Origin of the sequence: Gemmobacter sp. LW-1, from assembly GCF_001303875.1 — a bacterium.
In the GTDB taxonomy this organism is placed as follows: domain Bacteria; phylum Pseudomonadota; class Alphaproteobacteria; order Rhodobacterales; family Rhodobacteraceae; genus Gemmobacter; species Gemmobacter caeni.
Genome location: NZ_LJSC01000059.1, coordinates 1 through 18397, shown reverse-complemented (window position 1 = coordinate 18397; position 18397 = coordinate 1). Strand labels below are relative to the sequence as shown.

20 protein-coding genes are annotated in these 18397 nt (G+C 64.4%); 13 read left to right on the top strand and 7 right to left on the bottom strand.

The window, feature by feature from the left end; genetic code table 11:
* The first annotated feature begins 151 nt into the window (after positions 1–151).
* Positions 152–787 (top strand): type B chloramphenicol O-acetyltransferase, encoded by a 636-nt coding sequence (catB, locus tag AO684_RS18600; RefSeq protein ID WP_054304234.1) that lies wholly within the window; start codon positions 152–154, stop codon positions 785–787.
* A 39-nt stretch (positions 788–826) separates the two neighbouring features.
* Here the strand turns inward: catB and AO684_RS18595 are convergent, their stop codons facing one another.
* On the bottom strand, positions 827–1672 hold the full coding sequence (locus AO684_RS18595) for a universal stress protein (protein ID WP_054304233.1): 846 nt from the start codon (positions 1670–1672) through the stop codon (positions 827–829).
* A gap of 208 nt (positions 1673–1880) precedes the next feature.
* On the opposite strand from AO684_RS18595, the gene ccoN reads away from it, so the two are divergent.
* From ccoN to ccoP, 4 genes are read left to right on the top strand one after another with little or no spacing between them, the layout of a single operon-like run.
* Positions 1881–3485 (top strand): cytochrome-c oxidase, cbb3-type subunit I, encoded by a 1605-nt coding sequence (gene ccoN, locus AO684_RS18590; RefSeq protein ID WP_054304265.1) that lies wholly within the window; start codon positions 1881–1883, stop codon positions 3483–3485.
* A 12-nt stretch (positions 3486–3497) separates the two neighbouring features.
* The gene (gene ccoO / locus AO684_RS18585; RefSeq protein WP_054304232.1) at positions 3498–4223 is read left to right on the top strand and encodes a cytochrome-c oxidase, cbb3-type subunit II; all 726 of its coding nucleotides are present in this window, start codon (positions 3498–3500) and stop codon (positions 4221–4223) included.
* A gap of 10 nt (positions 4224–4233) precedes the next feature.
* A complete protein-coding gene (locus AO684_RS18580; RefSeq protein ID WP_054304231.1) occupies positions 4234–4440 on the top strand; it encodes a CcoQ/FixQ family Cbb3-type cytochrome c oxidase assembly chaperone in 207 nt (68 codons plus the stop codon).
* Between the two features lie 3 nt (positions 4441–4443).
* Positions 4444–5325, top strand: a complete 882-nt coding sequence (gene ccoP / locus AO684_RS18575) for a cytochrome-c oxidase, cbb3-type subunit III (protein ID WP_054304230.1) — start codon at positions 4444–4446, stop codon at positions 5323–5325.
* Positions 5326–5409: 84 nt separating this feature from the next.
* Here ccoP and AO684_RS21895 read toward each other — a convergent pair whose 3' ends face one another.
* On the bottom strand, positions 5410–5559 hold the full coding sequence (locus AO684_RS21895) for a hypothetical protein (RefSeq protein ID WP_158640787.1): 150 nt from the start codon (positions 5557–5559) through the stop codon (positions 5410–5412).
* A 95-nt stretch (positions 5560–5654) separates the two neighbouring features.
* Here AO684_RS21895 and AO684_RS18570 point away from each other — a divergent pair, with 95 nt between their 5' ends.
* On the top strand, positions 5655–6539 hold the full coding sequence (locus AO684_RS18570) for a LysR family transcriptional regulator (protein ID WP_054304229.1): 885 nt from the start codon (positions 5655–5657) through the stop codon (positions 6537–6539).
* Positions 6540–6669: 130 nt separating this feature from the next.
* On the opposite strand, the gene AO684_RS18565 is transcribed toward AO684_RS18570, so the two are convergent.
* Entirely contained in the window at positions 6670–7560 is an 891-nt protein-coding gene (locus tag AO684_RS18565) for a cation diffusion facilitator family transporter (RefSeq protein WP_054304228.1), read from the bottom strand.
* A 179-nt stretch (positions 7561–7739) separates the two neighbouring features.
* On the opposite strand from AO684_RS18565, the gene AO684_RS21890 reads away from it, so the two are divergent.
* The 6 genes from AO684_RS21890 (at position 7740) to AO684_RS18540 (ending at position 12163) form a co-directional block, all read left to right on the top strand.
* Positions 7740–7910, top strand: coding sequence for a hypothetical protein (locus AO684_RS21890; RefSeq protein WP_158640786.1), 171 nt, complete (start codon positions 7740–7742; stop codon positions 7908–7910).
* A gap of 237 nt (positions 7911–8147) precedes the next feature.
* Positions 8148–9269 carry a sulfate ABC transporter substrate-binding protein gene (locus tag AO684_RS18560; protein WP_054304227.1) on the top strand — a complete coding sequence of 374 codons (1122 nt, stop codon included), beginning with the start codon at positions 8148–8150 and terminating at the stop codon, positions 9267–9269.
* A 7-nt stretch (positions 9270–9276) separates the two neighbouring features.
* Positions 9277–10113: a sulfate ABC transporter permease subunit CysT gene (gene cysT, locus AO684_RS18555; RefSeq protein WP_054304226.1), complete on the top strand. Its 837-nt coding sequence runs from the start codon at positions 9277–9279 to the stop codon at positions 10111–10113.
* The gene (cysW, locus tag AO684_RS18550; RefSeq protein ID WP_054304225.1) at positions 10106–10969 is read left to right on the top strand and encodes a sulfate ABC transporter permease subunit CysW; all 864 of its coding nucleotides are present in this window, start codon (positions 10106–10108) and stop codon (positions 10967–10969) included. Before cysT ends, cysW begins: the two co-directional genes overlap by 8 nt.
* A gap of 10 nt (positions 10970–10979) precedes the next feature.
* Positions 10980–11699, top strand: a complete 720-nt coding sequence (locus AO684_RS18545) for a sulfate/molybdate ABC transporter ATP-binding protein (protein WP_054304224.1) — start codon at positions 10980–10982, stop codon at positions 11697–11699.
* A gap of 5 nt (positions 11700–11704) precedes the next feature.
* On the top strand, positions 11705–12163 hold the full coding sequence (locus AO684_RS18540; protein WP_054304223.1) for an Lrp/AsnC family transcriptional regulator: 459 nt from the start codon (positions 11705–11707) through the stop codon (positions 12161–12163).
* A gap of 15 nt (positions 12164–12178) precedes the next feature.
* On the opposite strand, the gene AO684_RS18535 is transcribed toward AO684_RS18540, so the two are convergent.
* Genes AO684_RS18535 through AO684_RS18520 form a run of 4 tightly spaced genes read right to left on the bottom strand, consistent with a single transcriptional unit; the run spans position 12179 to position 15912 of the window.
* Positions 12179–12961 carry a heme ABC transporter ATP-binding protein gene (locus tag AO684_RS18535; protein WP_054304222.1) on the bottom strand — a complete coding sequence of 261 codons (783 nt, stop codon included), beginning with the start codon at positions 12959–12961 and terminating at the stop codon, positions 12179–12181.
* Position 12962: 1 nt separating this feature from the next.
* Positions 12963–14021: an iron ABC transporter permease gene (locus AO684_RS18530; RefSeq protein WP_054304221.1), complete on the bottom strand. Its 1059-nt coding sequence runs from the start codon at positions 14019–14021 to the stop codon at positions 12963–12965.
* A gap of 2 nt (positions 14022–14023) precedes the next feature.
* Complete coding sequence (locus AO684_RS18525) at positions 14024–14860, bottom strand: hemin ABC transporter substrate-binding protein (protein WP_054304220.1); 837 nt, start codon at positions 14858–14860, stop codon at positions 14024–14026.
* Positions 14857–15912, bottom strand: a complete 1056-nt coding sequence (locus tag AO684_RS18520; protein WP_054304219.1) for a hemin-degrading factor — start codon at positions 15910–15912, stop codon at positions 14857–14859. Before AO684_RS18520 ends, AO684_RS18525 begins: the two co-directional genes overlap by 4 nt.
* A 285-nt stretch (positions 15913–16197) precedes the next feature.
* Here AO684_RS18520 and AO684_RS18515 point away from each other — a divergent pair, with 285 nt between their 5' ends.
* Positions 16198–18243: a TonB-dependent receptor domain-containing protein gene (locus AO684_RS18515; protein ID WP_054304218.1), complete on the top strand. Its 2046-nt coding sequence runs from the start codon at positions 16198–16200 to the stop codon at positions 18241–18243.
* Positions 18244–18397 lie beyond the last annotated feature (154 nt).

Here is an 18397-nt window from a genome sequence, read left to right as displayed (position 1 = left end):
CCATGCAGCGTCTTCGAGGACCCCGTGAAATCTGCGACCGAACCATCTGAAGGACGCCCTTCGCCTTGTGGCAGGGCCATAGCGCATCGCCCTCGCGATTGCGCTTTCTTCGCCTGAGCGCGATTACCCTTGTCCATTCAGAGAACTGCAAATGAAGAACTATTTTGACAGCCCCTTCCGCGGGGTGACACTCGACCGGCAGGTGACGAACCCGAACATCACTGTCGGGCGGTTCAGCTACTATTCAGGATACTATCACGGTCACAGCTTTGACGACTGTGCGCGATATCTGTTGCCGGATGAAGGGGCTGACCGCCTGGTCATCGGCAGCTTCTGTTCCATCGGGTCGGGGGCGGCCTTCATCATGGCGGGCAATCAGGGCCACCGGAATGATTGGGTCAGCACCTTTCCCTTTTTCTGGATGCCAGAAGTTGCTGCCTTCGAGGGCGCGGAAAATGGCTATCGTCCCGCAGGGGATACGGTCATTGGAAATGATGTCTGGATCGGGTCAGAGGCCATCATCATGCCGGGGGTGACGATCGGCGATGGCGCCGTGATCGGCACGCGGGCTCTGGTGACCCGCGACGTCGCGCCCTATGCCATCGTGGCGGGAAATCCGGCGAAGACCATTCGAAGCCGGTTCGATGAGAGCGCCGTCGCGCTTCTGCTGGAGATGAAGTGGTGGGACTGGTCGGAAGATCAGCTCCGGCCCGCGATGCCATTGCTGACAAGCGCGAAGGTTGAGGAATTGCACGCCTACTGGCAGAGGCAGATCCGTTCCGCGTGATCAAAAGGCCCGCGCCCGCCAAAGCGGGCGCGGCCGGGATCAGTGGGCCATCAGCACCGGCACTTCGGCGTGTTCCAGCATATTGCGGGTGGCGCCGCCCAGAATGGCCTCGCGGAAACGCGAATGGCCATAGGCGCCCATCACCAGCATGTCGGCGTCGATGTCGCGGACATGGCGGTTCAGCACGTCCGAGATGCGCGGCATGGTCCGGGCCAGCACCGAAACCTCTGCCTTCACGCCATGGCGCACCAGCATCTGACACAGCGCGCCGCCGGGGTCGGACCGTTCGGGACCGTGCTGCGGCGGGTCGATGATGGCGATGTTGACCATCTGCGCGCCTTTCAGGAAGGGCAGGGCGCGGCGCACTGCCACCATGGCCTCGCGGCTCTGGTTCCAGCCGATGACCACGCGTTGCGGCATCGCGACTTCGCGGACGGTTTCGGGCAGGACGAGAACGGGGGCCTGACTTTCGAACAGGGCCGCCTCGACCACGGCTTCCGCCTCGGAGGATTTGCCCTTGCCATAGGGCGGGGGCAGAACAACCAGATCCGAGAAACGTGCCTTCAGCGATACCAGATCGGACAGCGCGCCCAACTGGGCGACAGCACTTTCAACCGCCCACCGCTGGTCGGCGGAATATTCCTCAAGCGCCGCCCGTGCGGCGGCTTCGGTGGCACGGGCCTCGGCCTCGGCCTGGTCAAGTGCGGCCTGAAGGATGACGCTGCCACCCCCGATATAGGCATAGCCGACCTGGGTCCGGTCAACCCCGAGCGCCAGCACATCAAGATGCGCGTCCAGCGCATCCGCAAGCCGTGCCACCGGGGCTATGGTGGCTTGCGCCTCCTCTGCCGAAGTGACGACGGTTGTGAGGGTCTTGTAGCTCATTTTCTCAATCTCCTCGCGCGTTTGGATAATGGACACTATAGCCGCGCGGGCAGCATGCCGCATTGACTTCGATCAACCTGCGGGATCCCTTGGGTTGACATGGATCAATGCCACCTGTCGCCGCATCTGCGAAAGCGGGACAGTCGAAAAGCGTCCGGGCGACTCGCCGACCAGCGGGATGGACCGGGCCAAGACGAAGGGACGCAAAATGTGGGATTACGTTAAACTGGTCGTGCTTGGCGTGGTCGCGGTCTTCGCCGCGATCGCCGCCAATTACGCGCACGACCTGCCTTATCAGGTTAACGCGATCGTCGTCATGCTTGCGGCAGCCATCACCTTTATCTGGGTGGCACGCCGCATGGGTGAGCCGGTCACGGTAGCCGTGAATGAATATAACGACGGTGTGGTGCGCGCCGGCGTCATTGCGACGGCCTTCTGGGGCGTCGTGGGCTTTCTGGTGGGGGTGGTCATCGCCTTCCAGCTGGCTTTCCCCGCACTCAACATTCCCGGCGTCGAGGGGATTCTGAACTTCGGACGCCTGCGTCCGCTTCACACCTCGGCCGTGATCTTCGCCTTCGGGGGCAACGCCCTGATCTGTACCGCCTTCTACGTCGTTCAGCGCACCAGCGCCGCACGCCTGTGGGGCGGCAATCTGGCGTGGTTCGTGTTCTGGGGCTGGCAGCTGATGATCGTGCTCGCGGCGACCTCCTATGTACTGGGCGGCTCGCAGGGCAAGGAATATGCCGAAACCGTCTGGTACATCGACTGGTGGATCGTGGTGGTCTGGGTCTCGTTTCTGCTGGTGTTCCTGGGTACGGTGATCATGCGGAAAGAGCCGCATATCTATGTGGCGAACTGGTTCTACCTGTCGTTCATCGTTACCGTGGCGCTGCTGCATGTGGTGAACAACCTCGCAATCCCGGTCAGCTTCCTGTCGTCGAAATCGGTCTCGCTGTTCTCGGGCGTGCAGGATGCGATGACGCAATGGTGGTATGGCCACAACGCCGTGGGCTTCTTCCTAACCGCTGGCTTCCTGGGCATGATGTATTACTTCGTGCCGAAGCAGGCTGAACGCCCGGTCTTCAGCTACAAGCTGTCGATCATCCACTTCTGGGCGCTGATCTTCCTGTATATCTGGGCCGGTCCGCACCACCTGCACTATACCGCGCTGCCGGACTGGGCCTCGACTCTGGGCATGGTGTTCTCGATCATGCTGTGGATGCCGTCGTGGGGTGGCATGATCAACGGCCTGATGACGCTTTCGGGCGCCTGGGACAAGCTGCGCACCGATCCGATCATCCGCATGATGGTGGTGTCCATCGGTTTCTACGGCATGTCGACCTTTGAAGGTCCGATGATGTCGATCAAGGCGGTGAACTCGCTGTCGCACTACACCGACTGGACCATCGGTCACGTCCACTCCGGCGCGCTTGGCTGGAACGGCATGATCACCTTCGGCGCGCTTTACTTCCTCGTGCCGCGCCTGTGGAACCGCGAACGGCTGTATAGCCTGAGCCTCGTGTCCTGGCACTTCTGGCTGGCGACCATCGGCATCGTGCTCTACGCCTCGTCGATGTGGGTGACCGGCATCATGGAAGGCCTGATGTGGCGCGAAGTGGATGCCAATGGCTTCCTCGTCAACGCCTTCGCCGATACCGTGGCCGCGAAGTTCCCGATGTATGTGGTGCGCGCGCTGGGTGGGGTCATGTTCCTCTCCGGGGCAATCATCATGTGCTACAACCTGTGGATGACCGTTCGTGCCCAGCCTGCCAAGGCGGCTGTCAACGCGAACAACTTCGTCCCGGCAGAATGAGGAGCGACTGCAATGGCTTTTCTTGACAAACACAAGGCCATCGAGACGCATGCGACGCTGCTGCTCGTGCTGTCCTTCCTCGTGGTGACGATTGGCGGTCTGGTGCAGATCGTGCCGCTGTTCTACCTCGAAAACACCATCGAGAAGGTGGAGGGGATGCGCCCCTACAGCCCGCTGGAGCTTGCGGGGCGTGAAATCTACATCCGTGAAGGCTGCTATGTCTGCCACAGCCAGATGATCCGTCCGATGCGCGACGAGGTCGAACGCTATGGCCATTACAGCCTCGCGGCGGAATCGATGTATGACCATCCGTTCCAGTGGGGCTCCAAACGCACCGGGCCGGATCTGGCCCGCGTGGGTGGCCGCTATTCCGACGAATGGCATGTCGACCACCTGAAGAACCCGCAATCTGTGGTGCCGGAATCGGTGATGCCGAAGTATGAGTTCCTGATGGGCAACGTCATCGACGCCCGCTACATCAAGGACTCGATGTCGGCCAACCGTCTGGTCGGTGTTCCCTATACCGACGAGATGATGGAGAATGCCGAGGCCGACTTTGCGGCGCAGGCTTCGCCGGATGCCGATACCGAGGGCCTTCTGGCGCGGTATCCCAAGGCGCAGACCCGCAACTTCGACGGCCAGCCGCAGCTGACCGAGATGGATGCGCTGATCGCCTATCTGCAAATGCTGGGCACGCTGGTCGACTTCTCGACCTTCCAGCCGGATCCGGCGCGGTAAGGAGGGGGATATGGACGTTTATAGCCTTCTCCGCCACTTCGCCGACAGTTGGATGCTTCTGTTCATGACGCTGGTGTTCGTGGGCGTGGTTTTCTACGCCTTCCGCCCCGGCAGTCGCAAGGCACAGAACGAAGCCGCCATGTCGATCTTCCGCAACGAGACGCGGCCCGCCGCGTCCGGGGCGGAACCGGACGCCAGCAAACTGAAGGAGGCGTAAGACATGTGCGCCAAGCAAGTAAAGAAACCGGGTGAGGTTCCGACCACCGGGCACGAATGGGATGGCATCCGGGAATATGACAACCCGATGCCGCGCTGGTGGCTGTGGACCTTCTACCTGACGATCATCTGGGCGATCGGCTATACCATCGCCTATCCGGCCTGGCCGCTGATCAGCAGCGCCACGCAGGGCATGACGGGCGAAACCGCGGCGGGTGATACCCGTCTCGCCGTGGCGGAAGAGATCAAGCGGTTCGACGACGCCAATGCGCCGATCAAGGCGAAACTGGTGGCCGCCGATCTGAACGCGATCTCGACCGATCCCGAACTGGACGGCTATGCCAAGGCTGCGGGTGCCGCCGTGTTCAAGACCTGGTGCGCCCAGTGCCACGGGGCAGGCGCGGCCGGCAACAAGGGTTATCCCAACCTGCTGGACGACGACTGGCTGTGGGGGGGCACCATGGAGGACATCCATACGACTGTCACCCATGGTATCCGCAACACCACCGACGCCGATGCCCGCTATTCGGAAATGCCGAAGTTCGGCGCTGATGGCCTGCTGGAAAAACCGCAGATCGAGGAGGTCGTTGAATACGTCCTCCAGATCTCGGGGCAGGAACATGACGCGACCAAGGCGGCTGCCGGGGCGACGGTCTTTGCCGACAACTGCGCGGCTTGCCACGCGGAAAACGGCACCGGAGACCGGGCGCAGGGCGCGCCGAACCTGACGGACGCCGTGTGGCTTTACGGCGGTGACCGGGCGACGATCACTGAAACGGTGACCAATGCGCGGTTTGGCGTGATGCCCAACTGGAACGCCCGTCTGACGGAAGACCAGATCCGCGCGGTGTCGGTCTATGTGCACAGCCTGGGTGGCGGCGAGTAATCGCAGGTTCCCTGCAACGACAAACCCCCGCCACCGGCGGGGGTTTTCATTTCGGACGGCATAAGTGTCGGGATATCATGTGCCTCAGTCCCGGTGCCGGTCCTGTTGCGGCGTGTTCCGCCCCTGCCAGAACCATTCATCCTCCAGCCGCCGCTGCTCCGCGAGCTTTTCGCGCCCTGTGCCGCGATCCATTCGCGTCGCGATCAGCAGACTTTGTGCGATCAGGTTAAGCATTTCTTTGACCTCCGGCTTCTCTATATGCCTTAATGTGCCTGAAAATATGCTGTCTCGCGAGGCAGCGATTCTTTGGATTTGAAAGTCAGTCTTACATGACGGAATGGCGTGATCTTCCGCCTCTCTCGGCACTGCGGGCGTTTTCAGCCTTTGCCTCTGCCTCCGGGCTGGAGGAGGCTGGCGCCCGTATCGGCGTGACCCATGCTGCGATCAGCCAGCAAATCCGCGGGCTGGAAACCCATCTGGGCATCGCGCTGGTGGATCGCGGCGGGCGGCGGCTGGTGCTGACCGCCGAAGGGCGGCGGCTGGCCGATGTGCTGGAGCTTGGCTTTGGCCAGATCGCCGCCATCATTGCCGAACTCACCGGGGCGGAGGCTACGCGCCCGTTACGGGTGACCACCACCCCCGCTTTTGCCGGGGGCTGGCTGTTGCCGCGTCTGCCGGATTTCCGGTCACGCCATCCCGGCGTCGACCTGATGATCGACCCGGCCTCGGAACTGCGCGAACTGGGACGCGATGCCGATATCGCGCTGCGCTATGGCAACGGCGACTGGCCCGGACTTGAATCGCGGCTTTTGCTGCGCTCCTCGGTCGTGGTGGTGGCTGCGCCCGCGCTGGTGCCCGAACATATGGCGTCGGATATGGCCCATCTGGCGGCCCTGCCATGGCTACAGGAACTGGGCACCACCGAGGCAAGTGCGTTTCTGGAGAAACATGGTCTGATCCGTCGCGCGGGCATGATCTCGCTGCCGGGCAATCTGATGCTGGACGCGGCACGGGACGGGCAGGGGGTGGCGGTGATCGCCCGCGCCTTTGTCGAGCGCGACATTGCCGCTGGCCGGTTGCGGCAGTTGCACGAGGATTCCGACCGCGAGGGCTATTTCATCGTGCATCGTCCGGGCACCATGCGTGCGCCGCTGGCGGCTTTTGTGCGCTGGCTGCTGCGACAGGCGGACGCAGGGGTGCGCACGGCAATTTGATGCAGGTCAAGGCGCGGGGGCGATTTCCGGGGCAGAGTCAGCTTGTCCGGGTCCAAAGCTGGACATTGGCACCGTCGCTCCATCCTGTTCGCGCGTTTCCTGGGAGTGACGGTGCCTTCTTCTTCCGATGTCAGGTCAGAACGACAATCCCAGCATGTTTCTGCTTGTGTTCGGGCTCCACATGAATGGTGATCCGTGCGCCCGGAACAGCGGTCTTCAGGGCTTCTTCCACCTGGTCACAGATTTCATGGGCATCGAAAACGCTCATCTCTCCGGGCACGACAAGGTGAAATTCGATGAAGGTCGCCTTGCCGGCGTGGCGGGTGCGCAGGTCATGCGCCTCTACCGCGCCACCCGCTTCGGTCGAGATGATGCCGCGCACGCGGTCCAGAACATCCTGCGGAACGGCCTCGTCCATCAGACCGCTGAGCGAATCGCGCACGACTTTCGCACCTGACCACAGGATGTTGACGGCCACCAGCGCCGCCATGATCGGGTCGAGTACCCACCAATCCGTCACGATGGCCAGCAGCACGCCGATGGCCACCCCGGCCGAGGTGATCACATCGGTGAACAGATGCTTGCCATCGGCCACCAGTGCCGGTGACTTGCCAATGCGCCCGCGCGTGACCAGAAGCCAGGCCCAGAACGCGTTGATGACGGTCGCAGCCCCGTTGATCAGCAGGCCCTCGATCGGCAGGTCAAGCGCGACCGGATTCATGAAGCCGTGAAACGCCTCGCGCAGGATCAGCAGGGCGGCAATGATGATCATCACCCCCTCCAGCACGGCACTGAAGAATTCGGCCTTGTGGTGCCCGTAGGGGTGCGAGGCATCGGCGGGGCGCGAGGCCACGCGAATTGCGATCAGCGCGGCGATGGCCGTTGCGACATTCACCGTGCTTTCCAGCGCATCGGAATAAAGCGCGACCGAGCCGGTGATCCACCAGGCCAGTGCCTTGATGGCCAGCACGATTGCCCCGACGATGACGCTGCCGATGGCGAGCTTGAGGGTCGTGTTCATAGGCAGGCTCCTGGCAAGGGTCGTGTCGGGCGTTTGGCGGCAAAGGCCACCAGAGATGCCGCGCCATGCCTTGCGGCACGGTATAGGTGAAACGTGTCCAGATCATGCGGGAAGCGTCCTGCGGACGCCGCCCTGAAGGTTGCTGCGCGTGGCCGGGGTCGCTGTGCGAAGGCTGCCGGATGCTTGCGCTGTCGGGCGCGCTTAAACGGGATTTCCCGCAGAATCGCAAGCTGTCAGTTGGCGGGGTCAGAGCGGGTGTTGCACCTGTGCCCGGCACCTTTGCCGATGGGGATGCCGGGGTGGGTTCTGGTGCCGTTTGCATCATTTGCCTGTTTTTTGATCGCTTGTGACCCACTGTTTTGATGCTGACTACCCGAGGATGCTGCCTGACCCTGCCTGTTCCGGGTCGGTTTTTCGCATGAGTATTTCGTCTATCTATTTGAAGTAAAATAACAAAAATTTGCATGTAGAAGACCGTTCTATAATCACGACAAATTAAGACGTTATTTTTCTGTTGCAAATAACGATAAGATAGATCGTGATTGAGGTATCGGCGGATCGACCGCCTCTATTGACAGGAGAACGTCATGATCAGCTCTGTTGCTCTTTCCCGCCATATCATCGCCCAGGGCCCTGTGGTGGCCGAGCACGGTGATGGCACGGTCACGATCTCCACGGGCCTGAAAACGGTGCGCGGGCAGCCGGTCTCGTTGCGGGCATGGCTGGCCTCAACCCTCGCTGCCGTCACGCTCGCCGCCGGCGTGCTCGCCGGTCCGGCGCCTCTGCATGCCGAAAACCTGCTGAACGTCAGCTATGATCCGACGCGGGAACTTTATCGCGAATTTGACGCGGCTTTCGCAAAGCACTGGACCGGGCTGGGCCATCCGGCGCCCGCGCTGGAGACCAGCCATGGCGGTTCGGGTAGTCAGGCGCGGTCGGTCATCGACGGCCTTGGCGCGCAGGCGGTGACGCTGGCACTGGCCTCGGACATCGACAAGATCGCCGAGGCTGGCAAGCTGCCCTCCGACTGGCAATCGAAACTGCCGCACAATTCGTCGCCCTATACCTCGACCATCGTGTTTCTGGTGCGGGAGGGCAATCCGAAGGGTATTCAGGACTGGGGCGATCTGGTCGGGGACGGGGTGGAGGTGATCACCCCGAACCCGAAAACCTCGGGCGGGGCGCGCTGGAACTATCTGGCGGCCTGGGCCTGGGCCGAAAAGAACGGGCAAGATCCGAAAACCTTCGTCCATGATCTGTTCACTCATGTGCCGGTCCTGGACAGCGGTGCGCGGGGCGCGACCACGACCTTCGCACAGCGGGGCATCGGGGATGTGCTGCTCGCGTGGGAGAACGAGGCCTATCTGGCACTGAAGGAACTGGGCGACGATCAGTTCGATATCGTGGTGCCCTCGGTCTCGATCCTTGCCGAGCCGCCTGTGGCCCTTGTCGAGAGCAATATCGCTTCGGACGAACAGCGCGCGCTGGCGACGGCCTATCTGGAATACCTCTATTCGCCGGAAGGGCAGGCCATCGCCTTCCGCAACTTCTATCGCGCCTGGGACAGTTCGGCGGCCGATCCGGCGGATGTGGCGCGGTTCCCGAAGCTCGATCTGGTTGGCATCGACCATTTCGGGGGCTGGAAACAGGCGCAGCCCGAACATTTCGGGGATGGCGGCACCTTCGACCAGATTTATACGGCGAAGTGAGGCGGTGATGGGCAGGCCCCTGTATCAACGATCCCCGATGCCGGGCCTTGGCCTGTCGGCGGGGATCACCCTGACGATGCTGTCCATCGTCGTGCTGCTGCCGGTGGGCGCCCTTCTTGCGAAGGGCGTCAGCTTCGGGCCGGGCAACCTGTGGGATGTGGTGAACCGTGAGCGTGTCTGGTCGGCGCTGTTCCTGTCGTTCCGGCTGTCATTCTTTGCCGCAATCTTCAATCTGGTGTTCGGCACGCTGCTGGCCTGGGTTCTGGTGCGCTACCGCTTTGCGGGTCGCAGGCTGCTGGATGCGGCGGTGGATCTGCCCTTCGCCCTGCCAACAGCGGTGGCGGGGATCGCCCTGACCGCGCTTTACGCGCCGAACGGGGTGCTGGGCGGTCTGGCGCAACAGATCGGCTGGAAGATCGCCTATACCCAGACCGGCATCCTGATCGCGCTGGTCTTCGTGGGCCTGCCCTTCGTGGCACGCACCGTTCAGCCCGTGGTCGAGGAGATCGAGCGCGAGGTGGAAGAGGCATCCGCCACTTTGGGGGCCAGCCGTCTCACGACCCTGCGCCGGGTCATCCTGCCCATGCTCGCCCCCGCCGCGCTGACCGGCTTCGCACTGGCGCTGGCGCGGGCGGTGGGGGAATACGGTTCGGTCATTTTCATCGCCGGAAACATCCCGCTGAAAACCGAAATTGCGCCGCTGCTCATCGTCATCCAGCTTGAAGAGTTCAACTATGACGCGGCGGCGGCCATCGGCATCGCGATGCTGACCATCAGCTTTGCCATGCTGCTGGCCATCAACCTCATCCAGATCTGGAGCCGCCGGAGGATTGGCTATGTCTGATGCGTCCGCTTTTTCCTTTCGCGCCCCGACCGACGAGTCGCCTCTGGTCCGCCGCGCACTGATCGGTGTCGCTGTGCTGGGCCTTGGCCTGCTGGTCGGCGCCCCGCTGGTCGCGGTCTTTGCCGAGGCGCTGAAACAGGGCTGGCTTGCGGCGCTGAAAAGCCTTGGCAACCGCGACGCGCTGTCCGCGATTTGGCTGACATTGACGATTGCGGCGATTTCCGTGCCGTTGAACGCGGTCTTCGGCATCGCCGCCGCCTGGCTGATCACCCGGTTTGATTTCCGGGGAAAGGCGTTCCTCATCACCCTGATCGACCTGCCGTTCTCGGTTTCGCCGGTGGTGGCGGGGCTGTGCATCGTGCTGATGTTCGGCGCCAATTCGCTGCTGGGTGGCTGGCTGGTGGCGCAGGGTTTCCCCATCGTCTTCGCGCTGCCGGGCATTGTTCTGGCGACCGTGTTCATCACTTTCCCCTTCATCGCGCGCGAACTGATCCCGGTGATGATCGAGCAGGGCCGGGCCGAGGAGGAGGCGGCGCTGACTCTGGGGGCGGGGGGCTGGCACGTCTTCCGCACCGTGACGCTGCCCAACATCCGCTGGGCGCTGCTGTATGGCGTGCTGCTATGCAATGCCCGTGCCATGGGCGAGTTTGGCGCGGTGGCCGTGGTGTCGGGCAAGATCCGGGGCCAGACAGCGACCATGCCGATCACCATCGAGATGCTTTACAACGAATATCTTTCGGTCGCGGCTTTCTCGCTTGCCGCCGTGCTGACAATGCTCGCCCTGGTCACGCTGCTGGCCAAGACCGTGCTGGAGCGGCGCCACGCCGACCAGATCGCCGCAACCCACCGCCACTGAGGAGGCTGCCATGCATATCGAGATCGACGAAATCGCCAAAAGCTTCGGCACCACCGCCGCGCTGCATCCGGTCAGCCTGTCCATCCCCTCGGGGGCGCTGGTGGCGCTGCTCGGGCCTTCGGGATCCGGCAAGACTACCCTGCTGCGCATTCTGGGGGGGCTGGAATACCCCAATTCCGGTCGGGTTCTGTTTGACGGCGAGGATGCCACCGGGCTGACAGTGCAGGAGCGGCGGGCCGGGTTCGTGTTCCAGTCCTACGCGCTGTTCCGGCACATGACGGTGTTCGAGAATATCGCCTATGGCCTGAAGGCCCGTCCCCGTGCCACGCGGCCCCCCGCGGCGGAAATCGCACGCCGGGTGCAACGCCTGCTCGACCTGATTCAGTTGCCTGACATCGCTGCGCGCTATCCTGCGCAACTGTCGGGCGGGCAGCGGCAGCGGGTGGCGCTGGCCCGTGCGCTGGCCATCGAGCCGCGCATGTTGTTGCTGGACGAACCTTTCGGGGCACTGGACGCGCGGGTTCGCAAGGAACTTCGACAGGGACTGCGCGACATTCACGATGCGACGGGGCTGACTTCGGTCTTCGTGACGCATGATCAGGAAGAGGCGATGGAGCTGGCCGATCTGGTCGTCGTCATGTCGATGGGCCGGATCGAACAGGTCGGGCGACCACAGGATATCCGTGCCCGTCCCGCCACAGCCTTCGTCCGCGATTTCATCGCCGCCTGACCGCGATGGACCGGATCGACCGCCAGATCCTGACCGAACTGCAGCGCGACGCGAGCCAGTCGCTGGCCCGGCTTGCCCATCAGGTTGGTCTGTCACAGACCCCCTGCTGGAAACGGGTGCAGAAGCTGGAGGCGGCAGGCATCATCACGGGCCGGGTCGCATTGGTCGATCCGGCGCGCGTCGGGCTGGGGCTGACGGTCTTTGTCGAAATTGCCGCCATCGAACACAGTGATGAATGGCGGGCAGAGTTTCTGGCCGCCCTCGATCCCCGTCCCGAGGTGATGGAGGTTCATCGTCTGGGCGGGTCGATGGATTACATGCTGCGTGTCGTGGTGCCTGATATGGCGGCCTTTGATCGTTTCTACCAGGAACTGACGCAGACCGTCCGCCTGCGCGCCATCATTTCCCGCTTTGTGATGGAGACATTGCGCCGCCGAGACGTGCTGCCGATCCCGGAGGCCTGACTGCGCGTCGCGAGGTCAGGCTCCGGTCAGCACCGATTGCGGCAAGACCCATGGCCCCTCTGCCGGTGCGGTATTGGCGCGGATGGCGCAGCCAAAGGCGGCTTGCAGCACCGTATCGGCCAGAACCTCTGCCGGGGCGCCCTGTGCAGCCAACCGCCCGCCCGCCATCAGCAGTACCCGGTCCGCCACCATGGCTGTCAGGTTGAGGTCATGCAGCACCATGATCACCCCGCCGCCCGCCCGGGCAAACCGCTGCGCCAGCCGCATCACCAGAAGCTGATGCGCGATGTCGAGGCTGGCGACGGGTTCGTCCAGCATCAGCCAGCCGGGGCCTGACGGCGTGACCGGCTGGCGGGCCTGCGCCAGAACGCGGGCCAGTTGCACCCGCGCCTGTTCGCCCCCTGACAGGTCGTGATAGGGGCGGGGGCCATAGCCGGGCAGGTCGACTTCGGTCAGCAGGCGCTCGGGCAGGGTCGGGTCATGCGCACCGATCCCGGCCTCCAGCCCCAGCCGCACGATCTCGGCTGCGGTGAAGGGAAAGGCGACATGGGTTTCCTGCGCCAGAACCGCGCGGAACCCGGCCAGCTTTGGCCCAGGTGTGCGGGCGATGTCATGCCCGTTCAGGTTTACACGCCCGCGATAGGGCACCTCGCCGGTCAGGGCACGCAGAAGGGTGGTTTTGCCCGATCCGTTCGGCCCGATGATGGCGGTAACGGTTCCGGGGCTGGCGGTGAAGTCCAGCCCGCGCAGGATCTCGCGCCGTCCCAGCGTGACATGAAGGTCTTGGGTTTCCAGCATCCTACAACCCCATCCCGCCCTTGCGGCGCAGCAAAATCCACAGGAAGACCGGCGCGCCGAGGCAGGCCGTCACGATGCCGATGGGCAGTTCGGCCGGGGCCACGAGGCTGCGCGCGATCATATCGGCGCCGACCAGCAGCCCGCCGCCCAGCAGCGCGGCCTGTGGCAGGATATGGCGGTGATCCGGCCCGCCCAGCAGGCGCAGCAGATGCGGCACCACGATGCCGACAAAGCCGATGCCGCCCGCCACCGCGACCGCCGCGCCCGCCGCTGCGGCGACGCCAAGGATGGCGAAGCACTTCACCCGCTCGACGGCAATGCCCATATGGGCAGCCTGCGCCTCGCCCAGTGCCAGCGCGTTCAGCCCGCGTGCGAGCAGCGGCGACAGCACCAGAACCGGCAGGATCAGCGGCAGGCTGGCGCCGATCCGGGGCCAGCTTGCCCCGGCGAGCGAACCCATGCCCCAGAAGGTCAGGTCGCGCAATTGCCGGTCGTCAGCCAGATAGACGAGGATGCCGGTCAGCGCGCCTGCCAGCGCCCCCAGCGCGATCCCGGCCAGCAGCATGGTGGCAACCGAGGTGCGCCCGCCGCGCGTGGCGACCCGGTAAAGCAGCAGCGTGGCGACCCAGCCGCCCAGAAAGGCCGCCAGCGGCACCAGATGCGCGCCGACAAAGGCGGCGACCCCGGCGGGCAACAGCCCGCCCAGCACGATGGCCAGCACCGCCCCCAGCCCCGCGCCCGCGCCGACGCCGACGATACCCGGATCGGCCAGCGGATTGCGGAACAGCCCCTGCATCAGCGCGCCTGACACCGCCAGCGCGGCGCCAACCATCAATCCCAGCGCCAGACGCGGCAGCCGGATGTCCCACAGGATCACCTGCGCGCGCCGGTCCAGCCCTTCGCCGGTCAGCGCCGACAGAAGCTCGGTCGGGCCAAGCCCCGCCGCGCCGGTGCCCAGCGACAACAGGGCCAGCAACAGCGTGCCAAGCGCCAGCAGCAAGGTAACGCGGCGCGGGTCAGGACGGGCGAGGCCATGGGCGACGGGGGAGAGGGCCACCATCCTCAGCCCCCTGCCTGGCCGTACAGCGCGTCATACAGTGCGCGGGCTGCCTCGGGCGTGCGGGGACCGAAGCCCAGAAGCAGCATTCCGTCCATCCGTACCAGCGCCCCATTGCGCGCGGCCGGGGTTTCGGCCAGCGCGGGATGGGCCAGGATATCGGCATCGGCGATGGACAGATCCCCCTCGCGCGCCATCATCAGGATCAGATCGGGTGCGGCGGTCAGGACAGCCTCGTCCGCGATCTGCTTGTAGCCTTGAAATCCGGTCGCGGCATTTTCACCGCCCGCGAGACGGATGATACCCTCCGCCTCGGTGCCTTCACCACCCGCCATGATCCGCCCGCCTTGCAGCGACAGGATGAACAGCACACGCTTGCGGTCGGTCACGGCGGCGGCGCGGGCTTCGGCGGCGGCCAGCCCGTCCTGCACCTGTGCCGCGAGCGCAGCACCGGCCTCGGGCATGTCCAGCGCGGCGGCGACGGCGGTGATCTTGTCGGCTATCCCCTGCGGCGTGGGGTCTTCGGGCACGAGCACGAAGGGCACACCCGCCGCCTTCAGCACATCCACCGCCTGCTGCGGCCCGGCATCACCTTCGGCCACGATCAGGTCAGGGTCGAGCGACAGCACCCCTTCGGCTGACAGCGCGCGGATGTAGCCGACATCGGGCAAAGCCTCGATCTCGGGCGGGAAGTTCGAGGTGGTGTCGCGCGCCACCAGCCGGTCCTGCGCGCCCAGCGCCACGGCGATTTCCGTGACGGAGCCGCCAAGCGTGATGACCCGCTCGCCCCCGGCCAGCGCGGGGCTGGCCAGAAGCAGTGCAGACAGCGTCAGAGCCTTCATGCCGGCACCGCTTCCAGACGCGGCAGCGAATGGGCCAGCGCGTTCCACGCATCTGCCGGGGTATCCTTGCGATAGCCAAAGATTTGCAGGATCAGCCCGCCTTCGGCGTCAAAAGCCTCGATGCTGATCGCGGCGCCGGTGCGGGTGGGCTTGTTCACGCACCAGACCTCGGCGATATGGTCGCTGCGCAGATGCAGGTTGAAGCGCGGGTCCATGACGTTGATCCACGGCCCCATCGGCACCACCCGCTCGATCGGGCCGCCATGGATCTGGATGCAGCCCATGTTGCCCACGAAGATCATCACCGGCACGCGCTCTTCTGCGGCGCGGGTCAGCGTTTCCGTCACCGCACGCGGCTCCAGCGCCACGGCATAAGGCGCCCCGGCCACGCGATAGGCGCCCAGACGATTCATCTTCTGTGCCTTGACCAGTTTCAGAAACTGGTGGGTGTCGGTCATGCGGTCCCAGTCGGCGCGCAGGGCAGCGGCGCGGTCGGGGGCGGCTTTTGCCGGTTCCACCGGCTTGCGGGCCTCATAGCTCCGCTCGGCCTGCTGTTCGGGCAGGCGCAGCGCATCGACCAGACGGGCGAAGGCCGCCGCATCCGATTCAGGCTTCAGATGCACCTTGTGAACCGCATCGCCTGCCGCATCAAAGACCTGAAGACTGCGCTTGACCGTGCCATCCGCGGCGGTTTCCTCGACCGCGAAACCATGCAGCCAGTGCGAGGGGAAGATCCGCATGTCGATTTCCGGGTCCAGCACCATGGCAGCATGCGGGCCGCCGCGATAGTCGCTGTAGGTGCCGCGCCGTTCATGCACGCAGCTTTCGTTCCGCGTCAGCGCCAGCACATCGCCCAGATCGCGGATCAGCGGGAACAGCCGGTCGGGCGTCGCATCAATGGCGACCGTGCCATGGCCGATATGGGCAGCGACCAGCGCCGCTTCGGTCAGACCGTGCGCCGCCGCGAAATCGCGGGCGCGGGTCTTGGGAGATTCCGCGCGCAGGGCACGGATGGCGGGGGCATCAAGGGGCAGTGTCTGGCCGTCGGCCATGGCGGCATCCTTTCGTCATGCGAATCTGGACGGGGCGCATGTCTGGCGGAGGCCGGGTGAAACCCAAGGGCCGGGCTGGGGCGCGATTTGGTGTCAGGCAGCCGGAAGAGGATACTTGACAATTACACTCGGCATTTCTAGAAGCCAAAAACTGACAGATCAAGTCGGATTTTCCGACCCTGCGCCGCCAGCAGTGGAAACGACCACGGCCAGCCCTTCAAAAACAAGAATGTCACCGAAGGGACAGCCATGCCTATTCACACCCGCTCAAGACGCGCACTTCTCATGACCGCCGCCACCGCGATGGCGCTGACCGCCCAACCCGTCGCCGCACAGGATGCCACCGAGGCGGGCGGTTTCTTCCAGATGCTTGGCCGCATTATTCTTGGCACCGGCACGGCGAAAGTGGCCATCGACACCCCGCAGGCCGTCAGCGTGATCGAACAGCAGGACATCGACCGCGCCCAGCCCCTGAGTGTGGGTGACCTGTTCAAGGGGGTGCCGGGGGTGCAGGCCACCGGGGCTTCGGCCCGGCCCATGGGGCAGTCGTTCAACATCCGCGGTATCGGCAATACCGAACAGACCGCTTCGGAAGAGCGGATCAAGGTCGTCGTGGATGGTGCCCCGAAATTCTTTGAACAATATCGCATGGGCTCGTTCTTCGGCGACCCGGAACTGTTCAAGCGCGTCGAAGTGCTGCGCGGCCCGGCCTCGTCCACGCTTTATGGCTCGGGCACGATCGGTGGCGTGGTGTCCTTCACGACCAAGGATGCGTCGGATTTCCTGACGGCAGAGGAAAACAATGCCCTGCGCTTCAAGGCGGGCTATGGCTCCAACGGTGACAGCTCGCGGCTGGGGCTGATCTGGGCCACCCGGCGCGGCAATGCCGAATTTCTTGGCGCGCTGAACAGCTCGCGCGGCGGGCAGATGAAGGACGGTGCTGGCAATGCGCTGCAAGGCACCGAACACGAGGCGATGTCGGGCCTTGTGAAAGGCAAGTTCAACCTCGGCGAGGGCGATGAGCAAAGCGTCACCCTGTCTTTCTCGCGCACCGACAGCGATCTTGACGATACGGCGGTGGCGCAGACCGGTGGTGCGGCGATGGCGGGCTTTGGCACCGCCGATGTGCACACCATCGACGATACCGCCACGCTGACCTGGCATCACGGTTTTGCCGACAACCCGTTCCTCGATCTGACGGTGCAGCTTTCCTACACCGATACCACGGCGAAGAAGCGCAACTTCTCGTTCGGGTTCATGTGTGCGCCGGGCACGATGCAGGTGCTGTGTGACAGTGATTTCGCCTATCAGACCACGACGCTGCGGGTGGAAAACACCGCCGAGCTTTCGGCGGGCAACTGGGACAACTTCGTCACTTTCGGCGTCCAGGTGTCGGAACAGAAGCGCGTCGCCACCTCGTCGGTCGGCGCGCTGGGCTTCCACCCCGAAGGTACAGACCGCAAGACCGGCGTCTATGTGCAGGGTGAATTCACCTGGAACGACCGCCTGACCATCATGCCGGGCCTGCGCGCCGATTTCGGCCAGCGCACGCCGTCGGCTGCCTCGGTTGCGGCGGGGGCAAGTGCCGCGGACGATACCGCCGTCTCACCCAAGCTTTCGGTGCTTTACGAGATCAATGAACAATGGGGCGTCTTCGGCACCTGGGCCCGGACCGAGCGGATGCCGACGCTGGACGAGCTTTACAGCTATTCCGCCGGGGAAACTCCGAGTCTGAACCTGGACAAGGAAGAGGCCGAAACGGTGGAGCTGGGCTTCACCTTCCAGCGCCAGAACCTGCTGTCAGAGGGCGACAGCCTGCAACTGAAAGCCACCGCCTTCCACAATGACCTGACCAACCTTATCACGCGTGATTCCACCCCCGGAACACCGTATTACCGCAATATCGCGGCGGCAAAGATCTGGGGCGCCGAACTGGAGGCGGCCTATGACGCGGAGCGCTGGTTCGGGAGCCTGGCCTGGAGCCATGTGAAATCGAAGGATTCGGCGACTGGTCTGACTCTGGCCGACACGCCTGCCGAAAATGTTGCGCTGACGCTGGGTGCCAAACTGCCCGAGCACAATCTGGTGCTTGGCTGGCGCGGCTACTACTTCGACGGGATCACCACCTCTTCCGCCACCACCTCGGCCGGGGCCTATGACACGCATGACATCTTCGTCACCTGGACGCCGGACAGCGGTGTCCTTGCCGGGATGGATGTGAACTTCGCGGTCGAGAACGTGTTCGACCAAAGCTATCGCAACAACCTGTCGCTGGATGCGGCGCCGGGACGGAACGCGAAACTGTCGATCAGCAAGGCGTTCACATGGTAACCGCGCGGCTTCTGCTGGTTCTGGCGCTTCTGGCGGGCCCTGCTTTCGGGCAGACGTCTCCCCTTGGCTCGGGGCTGGCAGAGCCACCGGCGCAGCCCGTGGCCCCCTTGTCCGATCCTCTGGACCGGGCAGGGTTGCCGCAGGCCGAACCCGG

What these genes read in the sequence shown, in the direction of transcription:
- AO684_RS18545 (WP_054304224.1), top strand. Translation starts at nt 10,980, where the DNA reads ATGCATATCGAGATCGACGAAATCGCCAAAAGCTTCGGCACCACCGCC.
- AO684_RS18580 (WP_054304231.1), top strand. Translation starts at nt 4,234, where the DNA reads ATGGACGTTTATAGCCTTCTCCGCCACTTCGCCGACAGTTGGATGCTT.
- AO684_RS18520 (WP_054304219.1), bottom strand. Translation starts at nt 15,912, where the DNA reads ATGGCCGACGGCCAGACACTGCCCCTTGATGCCCCCGCCATCCGTGCC.
- ccoN (WP_054304265.1), top strand. Translation starts at nt 1,881, where the DNA reads ATGTGGGATTACGTTAAACTGGTCGTGCTTGGCGTGGTCGCGGTCTTC.
- AO684_RS21895 (WP_158640787.1), bottom strand. Translation starts at nt 5,559, where the DNA reads ATGCTTAACCTGATCGCACAAAGTCTGCTGATCGCGACGCGAATGGAT.
- AO684_RS18595 (WP_054304233.1), bottom strand. Translation starts at nt 1,672, where the DNA reads ATGAGCTACAAGACCCTCACAACCGTCGTCACTTCGGCAGAGGAGGCG.
- AO684_RS18540 (WP_054304223.1), top strand. Translation starts at nt 11,705, where the DNA reads ATGGACCGGATCGACCGCCAGATCCTGACCGAACTGCAGCGCGACGCG.
- ccoO (WP_054304232.1), top strand. Translation starts at nt 3,498, where the DNA reads ATGGCTTTTCTTGACAAACACAAGGCCATCGAGACGCATGCGACGCTG.
- AO684_RS18560 (WP_054304227.1), top strand. Translation starts at nt 8,148, where the DNA reads ATGATCAGCTCTGTTGCTCTTTCCCGCCATATCATCGCCCAGGGCCCT.
- AO684_RS18515 (WP_054304218.1), top strand. Translation starts at nt 16,198, where the DNA reads ATGACCGCCGCCACCGCGATGGCGCTGACCGCCCAACCCGTCGCCGCA.
- AO684_RS18530 (WP_054304221.1), bottom strand. Translation starts at nt 14,021, where the DNA reads ATGGTGGCCCTCTCCCCCGTCGCCCATGGCCTCGCCCGTCCTGACCCG.
- cysT (WP_054304226.1), top strand. Translation starts at nt 9,277, where the DNA reads ATGGGCAGGCCCCTGTATCAACGATCCCCGATGCCGGGCCTTGGCCTG.
- catB (WP_054304234.1), top strand. Translation starts at nt 152, where the DNA reads ATGAAGAACTATTTTGACAGCCCCTTCCGCGGGGTGACACTCGACCGG.
- AO684_RS18570 (WP_054304229.1), top strand. Translation starts at nt 5,655, where the DNA reads ATGACGGAATGGCGTGATCTTCCGCCTCTCTCGGCACTGCGGGCGTTT.
- AO684_RS18525 (WP_054304220.1), bottom strand. Translation starts at nt 14,860, where the DNA reads ATGAAGGCTCTGACGCTGTCTGCACTGCTTCTGGCCAGCCCCGCGCTG.
- AO684_RS21890 (WP_158640786.1), top strand. Translation starts at nt 7,740, where the DNA reads ATGCTTGCGCTGTCGGGCGCGCTTAAACGGGATTTCCCGCAGAATCGC.
- ccoP (WP_054304230.1), top strand. Translation starts at nt 4,444, where the DNA reads ATGTGCGCCAAGCAAGTAAAGAAACCGGGTGAGGTTCCGACCACCGGG.
- AO684_RS18535 (WP_054304222.1), bottom strand. Translation starts at nt 12,961, where the DNA reads ATGCTGGAAACCCAAGACCTTCATGTCACGCTGGGACGGCGCGAGATC.
- AO684_RS18565 (WP_054304228.1), bottom strand. Translation starts at nt 7,560, where the DNA reads ATGAACACGACCCTCAAGCTCGCCATCGGCAGCGTCATCGTCGGGGCA.
- cysW (WP_054304225.1), top strand. Translation starts at nt 10,106, where the DNA reads ATGTCTGATGCGTCCGCTTTTTCCTTTCGCGCCCCGACCGACGAGTCG.